15 protein-coding genes are annotated in these 14,509 nt (G+C 62.9%); 9 read left to right on the top strand and 6 right to left on the bottom strand.

The window, feature by feature from the left end:
* The 4 genes from livM to AC5O5R_RS24420 all read left to right on the top strand — a co-directional run bounded on the left by livM (position 1) and on the right by AC5O5R_RS24420 (position 4,248).
* The gene (gene livM, locus AC5O5R_RS24435; RefSeq protein WP_172286397.1) at positions 1–1,302 is read left to right on the top strand and encodes a high-affinity branched-chain amino acid ABC transporter permease LivM; all 1,302 of its coding nucleotides are present in this window, start codon (positions 1–3) and stop codon (positions 1,300–1,302) included.
* Positions 1,299–2,174 carry an ATP-binding cassette domain-containing protein gene (locus AC5O5R_RS24430; protein WP_494514792.1) on the top strand — a complete coding sequence of 292 codons (876 nt, stop codon included), beginning with the start codon at positions 1,299–1,301 and terminating at the stop codon, positions 2,172–2,174. The genes livM and AC5O5R_RS24430 overlap by 4 nt, the downstream gene beginning before the upstream one ends.
* Positions 2,171–2,887, top strand: coding sequence for an ABC transporter ATP-binding protein (locus tag AC5O5R_RS24425; RefSeq protein WP_494514791.1), 717 nt, complete (start codon positions 2,171–2,173; stop codon positions 2,885–2,887). The genes AC5O5R_RS24430 and AC5O5R_RS24425 overlap by 4 nt, the downstream gene beginning before the upstream one ends.
* A 593-nt stretch (positions 2,888–3,480) precedes the next feature.
* Positions 3,481–4,248: an SDR family oxidoreductase gene (locus AC5O5R_RS24420; protein ID WP_494514790.1), complete on the top strand. Its 768-nt coding sequence runs from the start codon at positions 3,481–3,483 to the stop codon at positions 4,246–4,248.
* Positions 4,249–4,347: 99 nt separating this feature from the next.
* Here AC5O5R_RS24420 and AC5O5R_RS24415 read toward each other — a convergent pair whose 3' ends face one another.
* From AC5O5R_RS24415 to AC5O5R_RS24405, 3 genes are all read right to left on the bottom strand, one after another.
* Entirely contained in the window at positions 4,348–5,445 is a 1,098-nt protein-coding gene (locus AC5O5R_RS24415) for an AGE family epimerase/isomerase (protein WP_494514789.1), read from the bottom strand.
* A 95-nt stretch (positions 5,446–5,540) separates the two neighbouring features.
* On the bottom strand, positions 5,541–6,173 hold the full coding sequence (locus tag AC5O5R_RS24410) for a TetR family transcriptional regulator (protein ID WP_172226789.1): 633 nt from the start codon (positions 6,171–6,173) through the stop codon (positions 5,541–5,543).
* Positions 6,174–6,295: 122 nt separating this feature from the next.
* Positions 6,296–6,748 carry a phage infection protein gene (locus tag AC5O5R_RS24405; RefSeq protein WP_494514788.1) on the bottom strand — a complete coding sequence of 151 codons (453 nt, stop codon included), beginning with the start codon at positions 6,746–6,748 and terminating at the stop codon, positions 6,296–6,298.
* 339 nt (positions 6,749–7,087) lie between these two features.
* On the opposite strand from AC5O5R_RS24405, the gene AC5O5R_RS24400 reads away from it, so the two are divergent.
* Positions 7,088–9,154, top strand: a complete 2,067-nt coding sequence (locus AC5O5R_RS24400) for an AsmA family protein (RefSeq protein ID WP_494514787.1) — start codon at positions 7,088–7,090, stop codon at positions 9,152–9,154.
* Between the two features lie 128 nt (positions 9,155–9,282).
* On the opposite strand, the gene AC5O5R_RS24395 is transcribed toward AC5O5R_RS24400, so the two are convergent.
* Together AC5O5R_RS24395 and osmE are read right to left on the bottom strand one after the other, a co-directional pair.
* On the bottom strand, positions 9,283–9,813 hold the full coding sequence (locus AC5O5R_RS24395) for a ferritin-like domain-containing protein (RefSeq protein WP_172233136.1): 531 nt from the start codon (positions 9,811–9,813) through the stop codon (positions 9,283–9,285).
* Positions 9,814–9,861: 48 nt separating this feature from the next.
* Positions 9,862–10,203 carry an osmotically-inducible lipoprotein OsmE gene (osmE, locus tag AC5O5R_RS24390; protein WP_172233139.1) on the bottom strand — a complete coding sequence of 114 codons (342 nt, stop codon included), beginning with the start codon at positions 10,201–10,203 and terminating at the stop codon, positions 9,862–9,864.
* Positions 10,204–10,325: 122 nt separating this feature from the next.
* On the opposite strand from osmE, the gene AC5O5R_RS24385 reads away from it, so the two are divergent.
* Positions 10,326–11,216, top strand: a complete 891-nt coding sequence (locus tag AC5O5R_RS24385) for an esterase/lipase family protein (protein WP_172288689.1) — start codon at positions 10,326–10,328, stop codon at positions 11,214–11,216.
* Here AC5O5R_RS24385 and AC5O5R_RS24380 read toward each other — a convergent pair.
* Positions 11,213–12,085: a DMT family transporter gene (locus AC5O5R_RS24380; RefSeq protein WP_494514786.1), complete on the bottom strand. Its 873-nt coding sequence runs from the start codon at positions 12,083–12,085 to the stop codon at positions 11,213–11,215. The two genes, AC5O5R_RS24385 and AC5O5R_RS24380, sit on opposite strands and share 4 nt — an antisense overlap.
* 123 nt (positions 12,086–12,208) lie before the next feature.
* Between AC5O5R_RS24380 and AC5O5R_RS24375 the strand changes: the two genes are divergently transcribed.
* From AC5O5R_RS24375 to AC5O5R_RS24365, 3 genes are all read left to right on the top strand, one after another.
* Positions 12,209–12,997: an AraC family transcriptional regulator gene (locus AC5O5R_RS24375; RefSeq protein ID WP_172228612.1), complete on the top strand. Its 789-nt coding sequence runs from the start codon at positions 12,209–12,211 to the stop codon at positions 12,995–12,997.
* Positions 12,998–13,060: 63 nt separating this feature from the next.
* Positions 13,061–13,348 carry a PsiF family protein gene (locus AC5O5R_RS24370; RefSeq protein WP_172288306.1) on the top strand — a complete coding sequence of 96 codons (288 nt, stop codon included), beginning with the start codon at positions 13,061–13,063 and terminating at the stop codon, positions 13,346–13,348.
* Between the two features lie 71 nt (positions 13,349–13,419).
* The gene (locus AC5O5R_RS24365) at positions 13,420–14,427 is read left to right on the top strand and encodes an AI-2E family transporter (RefSeq protein WP_172228608.1); all 1,008 of its coding nucleotides are present in this window, start codon (positions 13,420–13,422) and stop codon (positions 14,425–14,427) included.
* Positions 14,428–14,509: the final 82 nt, after the last annotated feature.

Here is a 14,509-nt window from a genome sequence, read left to right as displayed (position 1 = left end):
ATGTCCACTGCCAAAACTGCCCCTGTTTCCGAAACCAGCGGTTTCGATCTCAAACGCAGCCTGCTGGAGACCATCGTCGCCGGCCTGCTGGCGCTCATTGTCTTTGGCCCGGTCGTCGGCGTGGTGCTCGACGGCTACACCTTCAATGCCGAACCCCGCCGCGTGGCATGGCTGGTGGGTGGGGTGATGCTCGGCCGCTTCCTGCTCAGCCTGTATTTGCAGACGGGCGCCGGCCGCCGCATGCTCCAGGGCTTCGATAGTGGCGGCTCGGGAGTGCATGTGAACGCGCCGGACTACAAGTCGCGACTGCGCTACATCATCCCGGCACTGATCGTGATCGCCATCGTCTTCCCGATCTTTGCCAACAAGTACCTGCTGACCGTGGTCATCCTCGGCCTGATCTACGTGTTGCTGGGCCTTGGCCTGAACATCGTGGTAGGCCTGGCCGGCCTGCTGGACCTGGGTTACGTGGCGTTCTACGCCATTGGTGCCTACGGCCTGGCGCTGGGCTACCAGTACCTTGGCCTGGGCTTCTGGAGCGTGCTGCCGCTGGCGGCCATCGCTGCTGCGCTAGCGGGGTGCATACTGGGCTTCCCGGTGTTACGCATGCACGGTGACTACCTGGCCATCGTGACCCTGGGCTTTGGCGAGATCATCCGCCTGGTGCTGAACAACTGGCTGTCGTTCACCGGTGGGCCCAACGGCATGCCAGCGCCGTCGCCGACTTTCTTCGGCCTGGAATTCGGCCGCCGGGCCAAGGATGGCGGGGTGCCGATCCATGAGTTCTTCGGCTTCGATTACAACGCCAACCTGAAGTTCGTGTTCATCTACGCGGTGCTGTTCATGGTGGTGCTGGCCGTTCTGTACATCAAGCACCGTCTGACCCGCATGCCGGTCGGCCGGGCCTGGGAAGCACTGCGTGAAGACGAGATCGCCTGCCGTTCGATGGGCCTCAACCACGTACTGGTCAAGCTTTCGGCCTTTACCCTGGGTGCCTCCACAGCCGGCCTTGCCGGGGTGTTTTTCGCCACCTACCAAGGCTTCGTCAACCCGTCATCGTTCACCTTCTTCGAATCCGCGCTGATCCTTGCCATCGTGGTGCTGGGTGGCATGGGCTCGACCGTGGGCGTGGTCATCGCGGCGTTCGTGCTGACCGTGGCGCCCGAGCTGCTGCGCAGCTTCTCCGAGTACCGGGTGCTGCTGTTCGGCGTGCTGATGGTGCTGATGATGATCTGGCGACCGCGTGGGCTGATCCGCATCAGCCGTACCGGTGTGACCCCGCGTAAAGGAGTGGCGCCATGAGCGACGATATCATTCTATCGGTCGACAACCTGATGATGCAGTTCGGCGGCATCAAGGCGCTCAGCGACGTCAGCCTGAAGGTCCGGCGCAACCAGATCTTCGCCCTGATCGGCCCCAACGGCGCCGGCAAGACCACGGTGTTCAACTGCCTGACCGGCTTTTACAAGGCCAGCGGCGGGCGTATCGAGTTGAACGTGCGCGGCAGCCGGACCAACGTCATCCAGCTGCTTGGCGAGCGTTTCCAGGCCGCCGACTTCGTTTCGCCGGCGCGCTTTGCCAACCGCATGTACTACAAGATGTTTGGCGGTACCCACCTGGTCAACCGCGCCGGCCTGGCGCGCACCTTCCAGAACATTCGCCTGTTCAAGGAAATGTCGGTGGTGGAAAACCTGCTGGTCGCCCAGCACATGTGGGTCAACCGCAACCTGCTGGCCGGGGTGTTCAACACCAAGGCCTACCGCAAGGCTGAAAGCGACGCACTGGACCACGCGTTCTACTGGCTGGAAGTGGTCGACCTGGTCGACTGCGCCAACCGCCTGGCCGGCGAACTGTCGTACGGGCAGCAGCGCCGCCTGGAAATTGCCCGGGCCATGTGCACGCGGCCGAAGATCATTTGCCTGGACGAACCGGCAGCCGGGCTGAACCCACAGGAAACCGAGGCCCTCAGCCGCATGATCCGGGTGCTGCGTGACGAGCACGACATCACCGTGGTGCTGATCGAACACGATATGGGCATGGTCATGAGCATTTCGGACCACATCGTGGTGCTGGACCATGGCAACGTGATTGCCGAAGGCGCGCCGCTGGACATCCGCCACAACCCGACGGTGATCGCCGCCTACCTGGGTGCCGACGAAGAGGAACTGGTATGAGTGCACCCATTCTCGAGCTGAAGGACCTGGACGTGTTCTACGGGCCGATCCAGGCGCTGAAAAAAGTCTCCATGCACATCAACGAAGGCGAGACGGTAAGCCTGATTGGCGCTAACGGGGCGGGCAAGTCGACCCTGCTGATGTCGATTTTTGGCCAGCCGCGCGCGGCTTCCGGGCATATCGTGTACCGCGGCACCGACATCACCCGCAAGTCGTCGCACTACATCGCCTCCAACGGCATTGCCCAGTCGCCGGAAGGGCGCCGGGTGTTCCCCGACATGAGCGTCGAGGAAAACCTGATGATGGGTACCATCCCCATCGGCGACAAGCATGCCGCTGAAGACATGCAGCGCATGTACGAGCTGTTTCCGCGCTTGAAGGAGCGGCGTAGTCAGCGGGCCATGACCATGTCGGGCGGCGAGCAGCAGATGCTGGCGATTGCCCGGGCGCTGATGAGCCGGCCGAAGTTGCTGCTGCTGGATGAGCCATCGCTGGGGCTGGCGCCGATCGTGGTCAAGCAGATCTTCTCGACCTTGCGCGAGCTGGCCAAGACCGGCATGACCATCTTCCTGGTGGAGCAGAACGCCAACCATGCGCTGAAGTTGTCGGACCGGGCTTATGTGATGGTCAACGGGCAGATCCGCATGACCGGGACGGGGCAGGAGCTGCTGGTCAACGAGGAAGTGCGCAACGCATACCTTGGCGGGCATTGAGTTGTATCGGGGCTGCAACGCAGCCCCATTCTCAATGTGGACAACTTGTCGAAGGCCTCTCATCCTCCCCGCATTCATCCTACCGCAAGCCGTTGTTTCCACAGGCCAGATGTTGTCCACGGTAAATGTGGAACCGCCTGTGGAAAACATGGTAGCACCTCGCTGAATCCCTTTGATGGCAAGGCTTGTAGGGCTGTGATCATTTTTTGATCAGATGCCCCCCTGTGGATGAATTCCCAGGATTATCAATGCCCTGCAAGCGCCGTGAGTGACGGCCAAATCCTGTGGACAACTCTGTGCAAAAACCTTGGACAGACGGCTGCAGGCGGCATGCTTGAAAGCCTTGCGCCATCATCTAGAAGATATCCACCGACCATCATTAGCTGAAAGGGTTCCGCGCGGTGGACAAGTTGCCCCCAATCCGTGGGGAAAGGCTTGTGGATAACATGCGCATAGCTGGCTGCGAGCCTTCTACTGCAAGGCTTTGCCGGATATGAACAAAAAATGACCAGCGGCCTGGATAACTTGCTGTCGGCGTCCGGCGCGGGCATGCTGCAAAACTGCCGACCACAACCCACCGTGAGGAACAGAGCATGACGTCCACCGTATTCATCACTGGCGCCACTTCAGGTTTTGGCGAGGCCACCGCGCGGCGCTTTGCCGAAGCGGGCTGGAAGCTGGTACTAACCGGCCGTCGCAAGGAACGCCTGGATGCCCTGTGTGCCGAACTGTCAGCCAAGACCGAACTGCATGGCCTGGTGCTCGACGTACGTGACCGCAAAGCCATGGAGCAAGCCATCGGCAACCTGCCGGCCGGTTTCGAGAAAATTCGTGGCCTGGTCAACAATGCCGGCCTCGCGCTGGGTGTGGATGCCGCGCAGAACTGCAGCCTGGACGACTGGGAAACCATGGTCGACACCAACATCAAGGGCCTGATGTACACCACACGCCTGCTGCTCCCACGGCTGATCGCCCATGGCCGCGGGGCGTCGATTCTCAACGTCGGTTCGGTGGCGGGCAACTACCCGTACCCAGGCAGCAACGTGTATGGCGGTACCAAGGCCTTTGTCGGCCAGTTCTCGTTGAGCCTGCGCTGCGACCTGCGAGGCACGGGTGTGCGCGTGAGCAATATCGAACCGGGCCTGTGTGAAAGCGAGTTCTCGCTGGTGCGCTTCGGCGGGGATCAGGCCAAGTACGACGCTACTTATGCTGGCGCCGAACCGATCCAGCCGCAGGACATTGCCGAGACCATTTTCTGGATTCTCAACCAGCCGGCGCATATCAACATCAACAGCCTGGAGCTGATGCCGGTGAGCCAGGATTGGGCAGGGCTGTCGATCGACCGGTCGGTCAAGGGCTGATCCGAGGGCCAATCGTCGGCAAGCCAGGCCCCCACAGGTACACCACAGATTTTCAGAGCTGTGCAGTACCTGTGGGAGCCTGGCTTGCCGGCGATTCCGTCAGCCCAAGCGCTGCAACCCTTCCAGGCAGGTCGCCAAATGGTAGGGGGTTGTGGAAGGCATATCATGCCGGCTTACCGCCCCGTCACCATCGCGGCACTCGTACCAGCCCGCGTCCCGCAGGAACCTGGCCTCCAGCACCTGCAACTGCCGCGGCAACCTTGCCTCGCCCCCAGCCCGCAACACCAGCGCCCGCAGGTATTCCGCCTGTGCCCAGACGCGCTGGGTGGCATCAAGCACCTTGCCATCCACATCCAGCATCGCCAGCACCGCGCCCTGCTTGACCCCCTGCTGTTCGGCAAACCCGAAAGCCCGGTCGATGGACGCATGCAGCGGCGTGTCACGCAGCAGCGCCGAGGTGTGCAGCAAATAGAACCACTCGAACTGGTGCCCGGGTTCGAACCAGTTATCCACAGCGCCGAGTGGCTTTTCCAGCATCACGCCGTGGACCGGTTCGATGAAGTTTGCCTCAAGCGCTTCGCAGAGCTGTAGCAGCGACTGTCTGGCATGTTCGTCGTCACGTACGGCCAGCACCTGCAAGAAGGCCTCGGCCAGGTGCATCTGCGGATTTTGCAGCGCACCGCTGCCCAGGTTGCCCCAGTCTTCACCCAGGCTGGCCTCAAAAAGACCATCGTCGCGGGCGAACTGCTGGTTGATGATGTCCAGCGCGGCATCCAGGGTGGACTCGACCAGGTGCTCACGCACCTTGCCCCAGTAATGCGCGCAGGCGAAGACGATAAAGGCGTGGGTGTACAGGTCCTTGCGCCGGTCCAGCGGTTTGCCCTGGGCATCGATGCTATAGAACCAGCCACCGTGTTCGGCGTCGTGGAAGTGTTTTTGCAGCGAACGGAACAAGGCTGCCGCACGTTCTGCCGCGCCGGGTTGCCCGATGCGGCTGCTGAACAGGTACAGCTGGCGCGCGCAGGCCATGGCCCGGTAGCGCTGCACCGGCAAGGGCAGATGCTGGGCGTCCAGGGCTTCATAGGGCAGGGCCATGTCGGCATTCCAGCCCGGGCCTTGCCACATTGGCACGATGCATTCGGCGAAGTGCTGGGTGAAGCGGGCCAGTTCGGGGAGAGTAGGGCGGGGGTCGGACATTTCGGCGCTCGTCGCTGTCGGGCAGGGCGCCATGGTAGCAGAACTGCGGTTTTCGGTAGCCTGTGGCCGGCAAGCCAGCTGCCACAGGTTAGCGATCAGCTCCGGTTGCCAAGCCCCTGCCAATGCCGCGCCCCGACAAAGATGAAGCGCAGCTGCTGGGTGATCTTTTCCTGCGGCGTCAGCGCCTGTGGATAACCCGCATCGGGGCTGTCGATAAGCTCCGGCAGGGTAGCAAACACTGTCTTCACCACCAGGTCGGCCATCACCGCCAGCGCTGCGTTGTCAAGATGCTGCCAGCGCTTCATGCGTGCCAGGTCAGTGGCCAGGTCGTCGCTGATGTCCTGGCGCAGGCGCGCGATAGCCTGGCGCACGGCATGTGATCCGCCGTACTGCTCACGGGCCAGAAACAGGAACTGTGCACGGTGGGCGGCCACGACATCGAGGAAGATGCGCACCGATGCATCGGTAATGCCGCCCAGTTCGAATTCGTTTTGCCGCACCAGGCGGATGGTCTGGCGGAAGGTAGTGTCGATCTCGGCCACCAGGGCCAGGCCCAGGGCGTCCATGTCGGTAAAGTGTCGGTAGAAACCGGTGGGCACGATGCCGGCTGTCTTCGCCACTTCACGCAGGCTGATACTGCCGAAACCACGGCCACTCTCCATCAGCAGGCAGGCGGCATCGAGCAGGGCCTGGCGGGTCTGTAGTTTCTGTTCGGCGCGCGGCAGCATGTTGCGGGCTTCTATGACGGTAAGGCTGGGCACTCTAGATAAAAAAACAAAGCCCGGTCAATGGACCGGGCCTGGAGGGGAGCAAGCGTTGTGACAGAGGTTGTTCTTTTCGGCCATGGCGATCAGCTCACACGGCTGATTTCAACCAGGCGATCCGAGCCACCTTCGGCAAGCCGGCCAGTACGTTCGATCAGGCGATCCGAGCCACCTTCGGCAACGCGGCCAGTGCGTTCGATCAGGCGATCCGAGCCACCTTCGGCAACGCGGCCAGTGCGTTCGATCAGGCGATCCGAGCCACCTTCGGCAACGCGGCCAGTGCGTTCGATCAGGCGATCCGAGCCACCTTCGGCAACGCGGCCAGTGCGTTCGATCAGGCGATCCGAGCCACCTTCGGCAACGCGGCCAGTGCGCTCGATCAGGCGATCTGAACCACCTTCGGCAACGGTTTTCAGCGGCTGGGCGATTTCGACAGCGCTGGAGTGTGATTCGGCGGTCAGGTGTTGCTCGCTGGCTGGCAGGGCAAAGGCATTGGCAGCCAGAAGGGACAGGGTCAGGCTCAGAAGATGGCGTTTCATGACTCGGTGCTCCTCTCGGGGGCTGGAAAGTGGGTACGAAGCCAATGCTACGCCGGGTAACGCCAGAGAGAAGTTCATACGGGTAATGGTAACAATCGACCGTATTGATAGAGGTTCGCAACGCGTCTAGGTAGCGCTTTTCAGCTCAAGGGGCGGCAGCCCGCTGTGCGGTACTCGGGTAACACGCGCGGCCTGGCGCGATCCATTGCCGAGCAAAAGGCCCGGAAAAACTTCGCTATCATGGCGCCACCGATAAAACCCCACGGGTTTTCATCAGTCCGAACTAGTGAACGCCATCGCAGCGCCTGTTTTGTGTCATATCGCAAGGAGAATCACGCAATGACGCGTCCCGCCAGAATCCTCGTCTGGACCCTCGCCACCCTCCTGACCCTCTTGGCGATCCTGGTGGTGGTCATCGCCACCTTTGACTGGAACCGCGTCAAACCGCTGCTGAACGAGAAGGTCTCCGAAGCCTTGCACCGGCCCTTCGCCATCAATGGCAACCTCGCCGTGCATTGGCGTACCGAGCCTGAAGAAGGTGGTTGGCGGGCCTGGGTGCCGTGGCCGCACTTCATTGCCGAAGACCTGACCCTGGGCAACCCCGAATGGCTCAAGGAGCCGAAGATGGTCGGTCTGGAGCGTGTCGAGTTCCGCCTGGCACCGTTGCCGTTGCTGTTCCAGCAGATCAGCATCCCGCGCATCGACCTGACCAGGCCCACCGCCAGCCTTACCCGCCTGGCCGATGGCCGGGCCAACTGGACCTTCGACTTTGGCCCCAAGGATGAAAACGCAGAACCCTCCAAGTGGCAGCTGGATATCGGTGCCATCGGGTTCGACCAAGGCAATGTCAGCTTCGACGACCAGACCCTGAAAACCAGCATGAAGGTGCAGATCGACCCGCTGGGCAAGCCGATCCCGTTCAGCGACATTGTCGGCAAGGCCAGCGCCGACAAAGCCGGCGGTGCGCAGGATTACGCCTTCGGCCTCAAGGCCCAGGGCCGTTACAAAGGCCAGCCGGTTGCCGGTACCGGCAAGATCGGCGGCCTGCTGGCCCTGCAGGACGCCAGCCAGCCGTTCCCGCTGCAGGCCGACGTGCGCATTGCCGACACCCATGTGGTGCTCGCCGGTACCCTGACCGACCCACGCAACCTCGGGGCTCTCGACCTGCGCCTGCGCCTGTCCGGTGCCAGCCTGGGCAACCTCTACCCGTTGACCGGGGTGACGTTGCCCGACACCCCGGCTTATTCCACCGACGGCCACCTGAACGCCAACCTGCATGCGCCGCAAGGGGCGACGTTCAATTACCAGGGCTTCAACGGCAAGATCGGCGACAGCGACATTCACGGTGATCTGGCCTTCGTCGCCAGCCAGCCACGGCCAAAGCTGTCGGGCAACCTGGTGTCCAACCAGTTGCTGTTCAAGGACCTGGCGCCGCTGATCGGCGCCGACTCCAACGCCGAGCAGAAGGCCCGCGGCGGTGCCAGCAAGCAGCCGAGCGGCAAGGTGCTGCCGGTGGAAGAGTTCCGCACCGAGCGCTGGCGCGCCATGGACGCCGACGTCACTTTTGCCGGTAAACGCATCGTACACAGCGCACAACTGCCGTTCACCGATCTGTCGGCCCATGTGATCCTGGACGACGGCCTGCTGCGCCTGGAGCCGCTGCGCTTCGGGGTGGCTGGCGGCAATCTGGCGGCCAAGGTGCGCCTGGATGGCCGCAACGTGCCGCTGCAAGGCCGCGCCCGGCTGACGGCACGTGGCTTCAAGCTCAAGCAACTGTTCCCTACCTTCGCGCCGATGCAAACCAGCTTTGGCGAGCTCAACGGTGATGCCGACATCAGCGGCCGGGGCAATTCGGTGGCGGCCCTGCTGGGCACCGCGAACGGGGATCTGCGCATGCTGATCAACGATGGCGCCATCAGCCGCAGCCTGATGGAGATCGCCGGGTTGAACGTGGGTAACTATGTGGTCGGCAAGCTGTTTGGCGACGAGGACGTGAAAATCAACTGCGCGGCCGCCGATGTGGGTATCAAGGACGGTCTTGCGAGTACGCGGCTGTTTATCTTCGATACCGAGAACGCGATCATCTACATCAACGGCACGGCCAATTTCGCCAGTGAGCAGCTGGACCTGAAAGTCACGCCGGAATCGAAAGGGTTGAGGCTGTTCTCGCTGCGTTCGCCGCTGTATGTACGCGGGCCGTTCGCCAAGCCGAGTGCCGGGGTGCAGGCAGTGCCGCTGGCGTTGCGTGGGGCGGGGATGGTGGCCTTGGGTGTGGTGGCCGGGCCGGCGGCAGGGTTGCTGGCGCTGATTGCACCTAGCAGCGGCGATGATCCCAACCAGTGCACACCGTTGTTGCAGCAGATGAAAGCCGGGAAAGCACCGGCGGCGGTGAAGGGGCGGAAATAGCAGAGGGCCGCTTTGCGGCCCATTCGCAGGCAAGCCAGCGCCCACAGGTATTGCGAAAGCCTGGGCTTTGCGCGGTACTTGTGGGCGCTGGCTTGCCTGCGAATGGGCTGCAAAGCAGCCCCTTGCGATTACAGCCCTTGCAGCAGGTCGGACATGTCGTCCGCGTGCTCTTCTTCCTGCGCCAGGATGTCCTCGAAGATACGCCGCGTAGTCGGGTCCTTATCCCCAATGTACTGAATGATCTCGCGGTAGCTGTCGATGGCAATCCGCTCCGCTACCAGATCCTCCAGCACCATCTCCTTCAACGAATTGCCCGCCACATACTGGGCGTGGGAATTCTTGGTCAGGTTGTCCGGGTTGAAATCCGGCTCGCCCCCCAATTGCACGATCCGCTCGGCAAGTTTGTCAGCGTGCTCGGCTTCCTGATTGGCGTGCTCCAGGAACTCGCTGGCAGCCACGCTGGCCTTGATACCGCTGGCCATGAAGTAGTGCCGCTTGTAGCGCAAGACGCACACCAGCTCGGTGGCCAGCGACTCGTTGAGCAGGCGCAGGATCTCCTGGCGGTCAGCGTGGTAACCCTCGGTCACCGCGCCTTGCTCGACATGCTGGCGGGCACGTTCACGCAGGGTTTTAACATCGGTCAGTTCAGTCGCATTCATGTTCATCTCCGAAAGCATCAGGGTGGTCATGGGCATGTTCTGAAAGACTTACGCGCCGGGGACGGCTTCGCTGTCTTCTTCGCGTTGTTTGCAGGTCTTGAAGCCCTTGGCATCGACATGACCGGTGGCGTCGAAGCGCACGTAGTAGGGCTGCTGCTTGCCGTCGCGGTTGAGGATGTAGTCGTTGCAGGTACCCCCGTGCGGCAGGTCGATCACGTTCGACGGGCTGCCGCCGATGGCGATCACCTTCTGCATGGTCATGCCATGCTCCACCTGCTTGACCAGCGGTTCATCACGGTAGGTGACGTAGTCCACCGGGTTTTCCGGGCGGCTGCCGCAGGCGGCCAGGGTGGCGCTTGCCAGAAGGATTGCCAGGGTCTGCTTGTACATGGTCCCGCTCCTTGCAAAGGGTCTGTGTGGTTTGGAACCGCAACGCGCGCCGGGAGTTCGATTGCGATGGTCATGATCGGCGCTGTAGTGTTGGCCGGTCGTCCACGGAAAGGGGCAGGGCAATGCAGCAGGAATTGGCCACGCGATACCCGCTGGTGCTGGTGCCGGGCATGCTCGGGTTTGTCCGGGCGGTGCTTTACCCCTACTGGTTCGGCATCGTGCCAGCGCTGCGCAAAGGTGGGGCGCAGGTGTTTGCGGTGCAGGTTTCACCGCTGCATTGCAGTGAAGTGCGCGGTGAGCAGTTGTTGATGATCATCGAAGACATCTGCCAGCGCACAGGTGCCGACAAGGTCAACCTCATCGGCCACAGCCAGGGTGCCCTGGACGCGCGTTATGCGGCGGCCAAGCGGCCTGCTCGGGTAGCCTCGGTCACCTCGGTGGCGGGGCCCAACCACGGCTCCGAGCTGGCGGATCACCTTGAACGCACGGCACCGGGCGATTCACCCCAAGGGCGGATCCTCAAGGCCGTGTTGCATGGTCTTGCCGTACTGCTGGTGTGGCTGGAGACCGGTTGGCGCCGGGACCCGCTGCCGGTGGATGTGCATGCCTCGCATCAGTCGCTGACCAGCGCCGGGGTAGCACTGTTCAACCAGGCTTATCCACAGGGGCTGCCGCAGGCCTGGGGCGGGGAGGGGGCCTACGAGGTGAATGGCGTGCGCTATTACTCCTGGTCGGGCACCTTGCAGCCTGGCCTGACCGACCAGGGCCGCAACCGTTTTGACGGCAGCAACCGCTTCTGTCGCCTGTTCGCCCGCAGTTTCGTCAAGGAAAAAGGCCAGTGCGACGGCATGGTCGGGCGCTTCAGCTCGCACCTGGGGCAGGTGATCGGCGACGATTACCCGCTCGACCACCTGGACATCGTCAACCAGTCACTCGGCGCAGTGGGCAAAGGCGCCGAGCCAGTGCGGCTGTTTACCGAACATGCGGCTCGGCTCAAGGCTGCGGGGCTCTAGCGGCGAATCGGCGTGGTCCAGCGCTCGGCCAGCACCACCCCTGCCAGGGTCATCAGGCCGCCGGCCAGGTGGTAGCTGGCCAGTTGCTCGTCGAGTACCACTGCAGCGATCAGTGCAGTGACCAGCGGCAGCAGGTTGAAGAACAGCGTGGTGCGGGTTGGCCCCAGGCGGTGCACGGCCTGCATCCACAGCAGTGGCGCGATCATCGACGCCAGCACACAGGCGTACAGCACCAGACCGACGTTGCGGCTGTTCAGCCCGGTTTTGTCCGACAGCAGAAACAGCGGCAACAGCACGATGATCGCCACCAGCACTTGCAGGTACAGCAGCTGCAGCGGCGGTAGGCGCAGCTGCCATTTCTTCAGCAGGAAGCTGTATAACGCGTAGGCCAGGGTGGCCACCAGCATCAGCAGGTCGCCGCTGTTCAGGCCTTGATCAAGCAGGCTGGCCGGGTGGCCGGCGCTGACCACTTCGAGCACGCCGACAAACGACACCACTGCGCCCAGCAATGCACCGTAGCTCAGGCGTTGACCCAGCCAGGCGATGGACAGAGCCAGCGACATCAGCGGCATCAGCGAGAGGATGATGCCCATGTTGGTGGCGCTGGTGATGCTGGCGGCGAAGTAGGCCAGGCTCTGGTACATCGCCATGCCCAGTACGCCGAGGAGGCCTACCTTGGCCAGGTGCGGGCGGATGGCCGCGCGGTTGCGCCACACGGCGGGCAGCAGGAATGGGGTGAACAGCAGGCCGGCCAACAGCCAGCGATAGAAGCCGATCTCGGCAGGGTGGATGGCCCCGGCGGACATCTTGGTGACCACGGTGTTGCCGGCCCAGATAAGGATGGCGGTGAGGGGGAAGAGGTAGTTCATTGAGCGGATTACTCGTTTCGGCCTGATTGGGGCTGCAGAGCAGGCCCTCGATAGGCCTGTATTATCGATTGTCTGTCTAAAAGCCTATACTCTTAACCGGACAACCCACCCTGCTAAACTGACATGCAGCGCAAATACCTCGATATCCCCCAGTTCGCCCAGCTCCCGGCCCCGGTGTACTTCCGCCACGACGAGTTCGGCGCCGACACCCACAGCGCCCTGCACCAGCACGCCTGGGGCCAGCTCAACTACACCGCCCATGGCGTGATGCACCTGGAGGTCGCCGGCCAGCGCTTTCTATCACCGCCGCACTACGCCGTGTGGGTCCCCCCCGATACTGTGCATGGCTGCTACAACCCCCAGGCCATCGTCTACCGCTCGGTCTACCTGGACCGCCGCCTGTGTGCAGCTCTGCCGCAGCAGCCATGCAGCCTGATGATCAGTGACATCCTCAAGGCCATCCTGGCCGACTTCGCTCGCCGCGACCTGCAGGTAGCCGCAGACGAGCGCGACCAACGCCTGGCTCAAGTACTGCTGGACCAGCTGTTGCTGGCGCCCACCCAGGCTTGCTACCTGCCATTTGCCCAGAGCGATGGCCTGCGCCAGGTGCTCGACGCGCTCAGCGCCGAGCCGGGTGACAACCGTCCGCTGGCCGACTGGGCGGCCCGCGTGCATGTCAGCGAGCGCACCCTGGCCCGGCAGTTCCTGCGCGAGTTGGGCATCAGCTTTGGCGAGTGGCGCTTGCGCCTGCGTTTTCTGCGCGCCATCGAAGCGCTGGAGGCAGGCCTGCCGATTCAGGCGATTGCCTTCGACCTTGGCTACAGCAGCGCTTCGGCGTTCATCGCCATGTTCCAGCGCCAGGCCCGGTGCACCCCCGAGCAGTACCGCCGGCAGGCGCGGGCAGGGCGCTGACAATTCTTGGCTACACTCAGCTCGACCCCCGTGCATCGGGCGCGGAGCCAAGGAGACCACTCCATGAGATTGCTGCACATTCCATTGCTGGCGCTGGCGGTGTTGTTCAGCGCCCAAGGCTTCGCCGCCAATACTGCACAGCAGGAAAAGATGAAAACCTGTAATGCCGACGCCACCGCCAAGGAACTCAAAGGTGACGAGCGCAAAGCCTTCATGAGCACCTGCCTGAAGAAGAGCGTGCCGCAGACCCAGCAAGACAAAATGAAAACCTGCAACGCCGACGCCACCACCAAGGCGCTCAAGGGTGACGAGCGCAAGGCATACATGAGTGACTGCCTGAAGAAGAAATGACCTGCGCCTATGCCTGCAGCCTCAAGGCTGGCAGACTGCGGGTCTTTCCCGTTGTCTGCCGTTGAGGCTGTATGACCTTCACCCCCCGCCAGGTCACCCTGGCCAGCTGGATCATCGTGTTTGCCGGCCTGCTGCTGGCGTTGCCCCTGAAATTGCTGCCGAGCCTGCTGGCTGGCCTGTTGGTGTTCGAGCTGGTCAACATGCTCACCCCGCGGCTGCAGCCGCTGATCGCCGGGCAACGCGCGCGTTGGCTGGCGGTGGCATTGCTGGGCACGCTGGTGGTGTTGACCCTGTCGCTGCTGATTGCCGGTGCTTTCAGCTTTTTGCTGCACGAAGCGGAAAACCCAGGGGCTTCGCTGGACAAGTTCATGGCCTTGGTGGAGCGTGCCCGCGGGCAGTTGCCGCCGTTCATCGAGGGTTACCTGCCGGCCAGCGCGGCGGAGTTCAAGGTGGCCATCGGCGACTGGCTCAAGAGCCACCTGAGCGACCTGCAGCTGGTGGGCAAGGGCATGGCGCACATGTTCGTCACCCTGCTGATCGGCATGATCCTCGGGGCCATAGTCGCCCTGCAGCGCATACCCGATATCTCCCGGCGCAAGCCCCTAGCGGCAGCGCTGTTCGAGCGCCTCGCCCTGCTGGTGCGGGCGTTTCGCAACATCGTCTTCGCGCAAATCAAGATCTCGCTGCTCAATACCGCGTTCACCGGTATTTTCCTGGCCGTGGTATTGCCGCTGTTCGGCGTGCACCTGCCGCTGACCAAGACGCTGATCGTGCTGACCTTCCTGCTGGGGCTGCTGCCGGTGATCGGCAACCTGATGTCCAATACCCTGATCACCATCGTCGGTCTGTCGCTGTCGATCTGGGTCGCGGCGGCGGCACTGGGTTACCTGATCGTCATCCACAAGGTCGAGTACTTCCTCAACGCGCGGATCGTCGGCGGGCAGATCAGTGCCAAGGCCTGGGAGCTGTTGCTGGCGATGCTGGTGTTCGAGGCGGCGTTCGGGCTGCCGGGGGTGGTGGCAGGGCCGGTCTACTATGCCTACCTGAAAAGCGAGTTGCGGCGGGCGGAGCTGGTCTGACAGATTGCTGGGGGCCGCTTTGCGGCCCATCGCGACACAAGGCCGCTCCTACAGGCGACCGCGTCCATCCAATGAATGCGCG

This window comes from Pseudomonas sp. 8_5_2, assembly GCF_059295255.1.
The sequence above is the reverse complement of the archived record's forward strand: the minus strand, read 5'-3'. Positions and strand labels throughout refer to the sequence as shown.

Coding starts and splice junctions, on each gene's coding strand:
- livM (WP_172286397.1), top strand. CDS start 1: ATGTCCACTGCCAAAACTGCCCCTGTTTCCGAAACCAGCGGTTTCGAT.
- AC5O5R_RS24430 (WP_494514792.1), top strand. CDS start 1,299: ATGAGCGACGATATCATTCTATCGGTCGACAACCTGATGATGCAGTTC.
- AC5O5R_RS24425 (WP_494514791.1), top strand. CDS start 2,171: ATGAGTGCACCCATTCTCGAGCTGAAGGACCTGGACGTGTTCTACGGG.
- AC5O5R_RS24420 (WP_494514790.1), top strand. CDS start 3,481: ATGACGTCCACCGTATTCATCACTGGCGCCACTTCAGGTTTTGGCGAG.
- AC5O5R_RS24415 (WP_494514789.1), bottom strand. CDS start 5,445: ATGTCCGACCCCCGCCCTACTCTCCCCGAACTGGCCCGCTTCACCCAG.
- AC5O5R_RS24410 (WP_172226789.1), bottom strand. CDS start 6,173: ATGCTGCCGCGCGCCGAACAGAAACTACAGACCCGCCAGGCCCTGCTC.
- AC5O5R_RS24405 (WP_494514788.1), bottom strand. CDS start 6,748: ATGAAACGCCATCTTCTGAGCCTGACCCTGTCCCTTCTGGCTGCCAAT.
- AC5O5R_RS24400 (WP_494514787.1), top strand. CDS start 7,088: ATGACGCGTCCCGCCAGAATCCTCGTCTGGACCCTCGCCACCCTCCTG.
- AC5O5R_RS24395 (WP_172233136.1), bottom strand. CDS start 9,813: ATGAATGCGACTGAACTGACCGATGTTAAAACCCTGCGTGAACGTGCC.
- osmE (WP_172233139.1), bottom strand. CDS start 10,203: ATGTACAAGCAGACCCTGGCAATCCTTCTGGCAAGCGCCACCCTGGCC.
- AC5O5R_RS24385 (WP_172288689.1), top strand. CDS start 10,326: ATGCAGCAGGAATTGGCCACGCGATACCCGCTGGTGCTGGTGCCGGGC.
- AC5O5R_RS24380 (WP_494514786.1), bottom strand. CDS start 12,085: ATGAACTACCTCTTCCCCCTCACCGCCATCCTTATCTGGGCCGGCAAC.
- AC5O5R_RS24375 (WP_172228612.1), top strand. CDS start 12,209: ATGCAGCGCAAATACCTCGATATCCCCCAGTTCGCCCAGCTCCCGGCC.
- AC5O5R_RS24370 (WP_172288306.1), top strand. CDS start 13,061: ATGAGATTGCTGCACATTCCATTGCTGGCGCTGGCGGTGTTGTTCAGC.
- AC5O5R_RS24365 (WP_172228608.1), top strand. CDS start 13,420: ATGACCTTCACCCCCCGCCAGGTCACCCTGGCCAGCTGGATCATCGTG.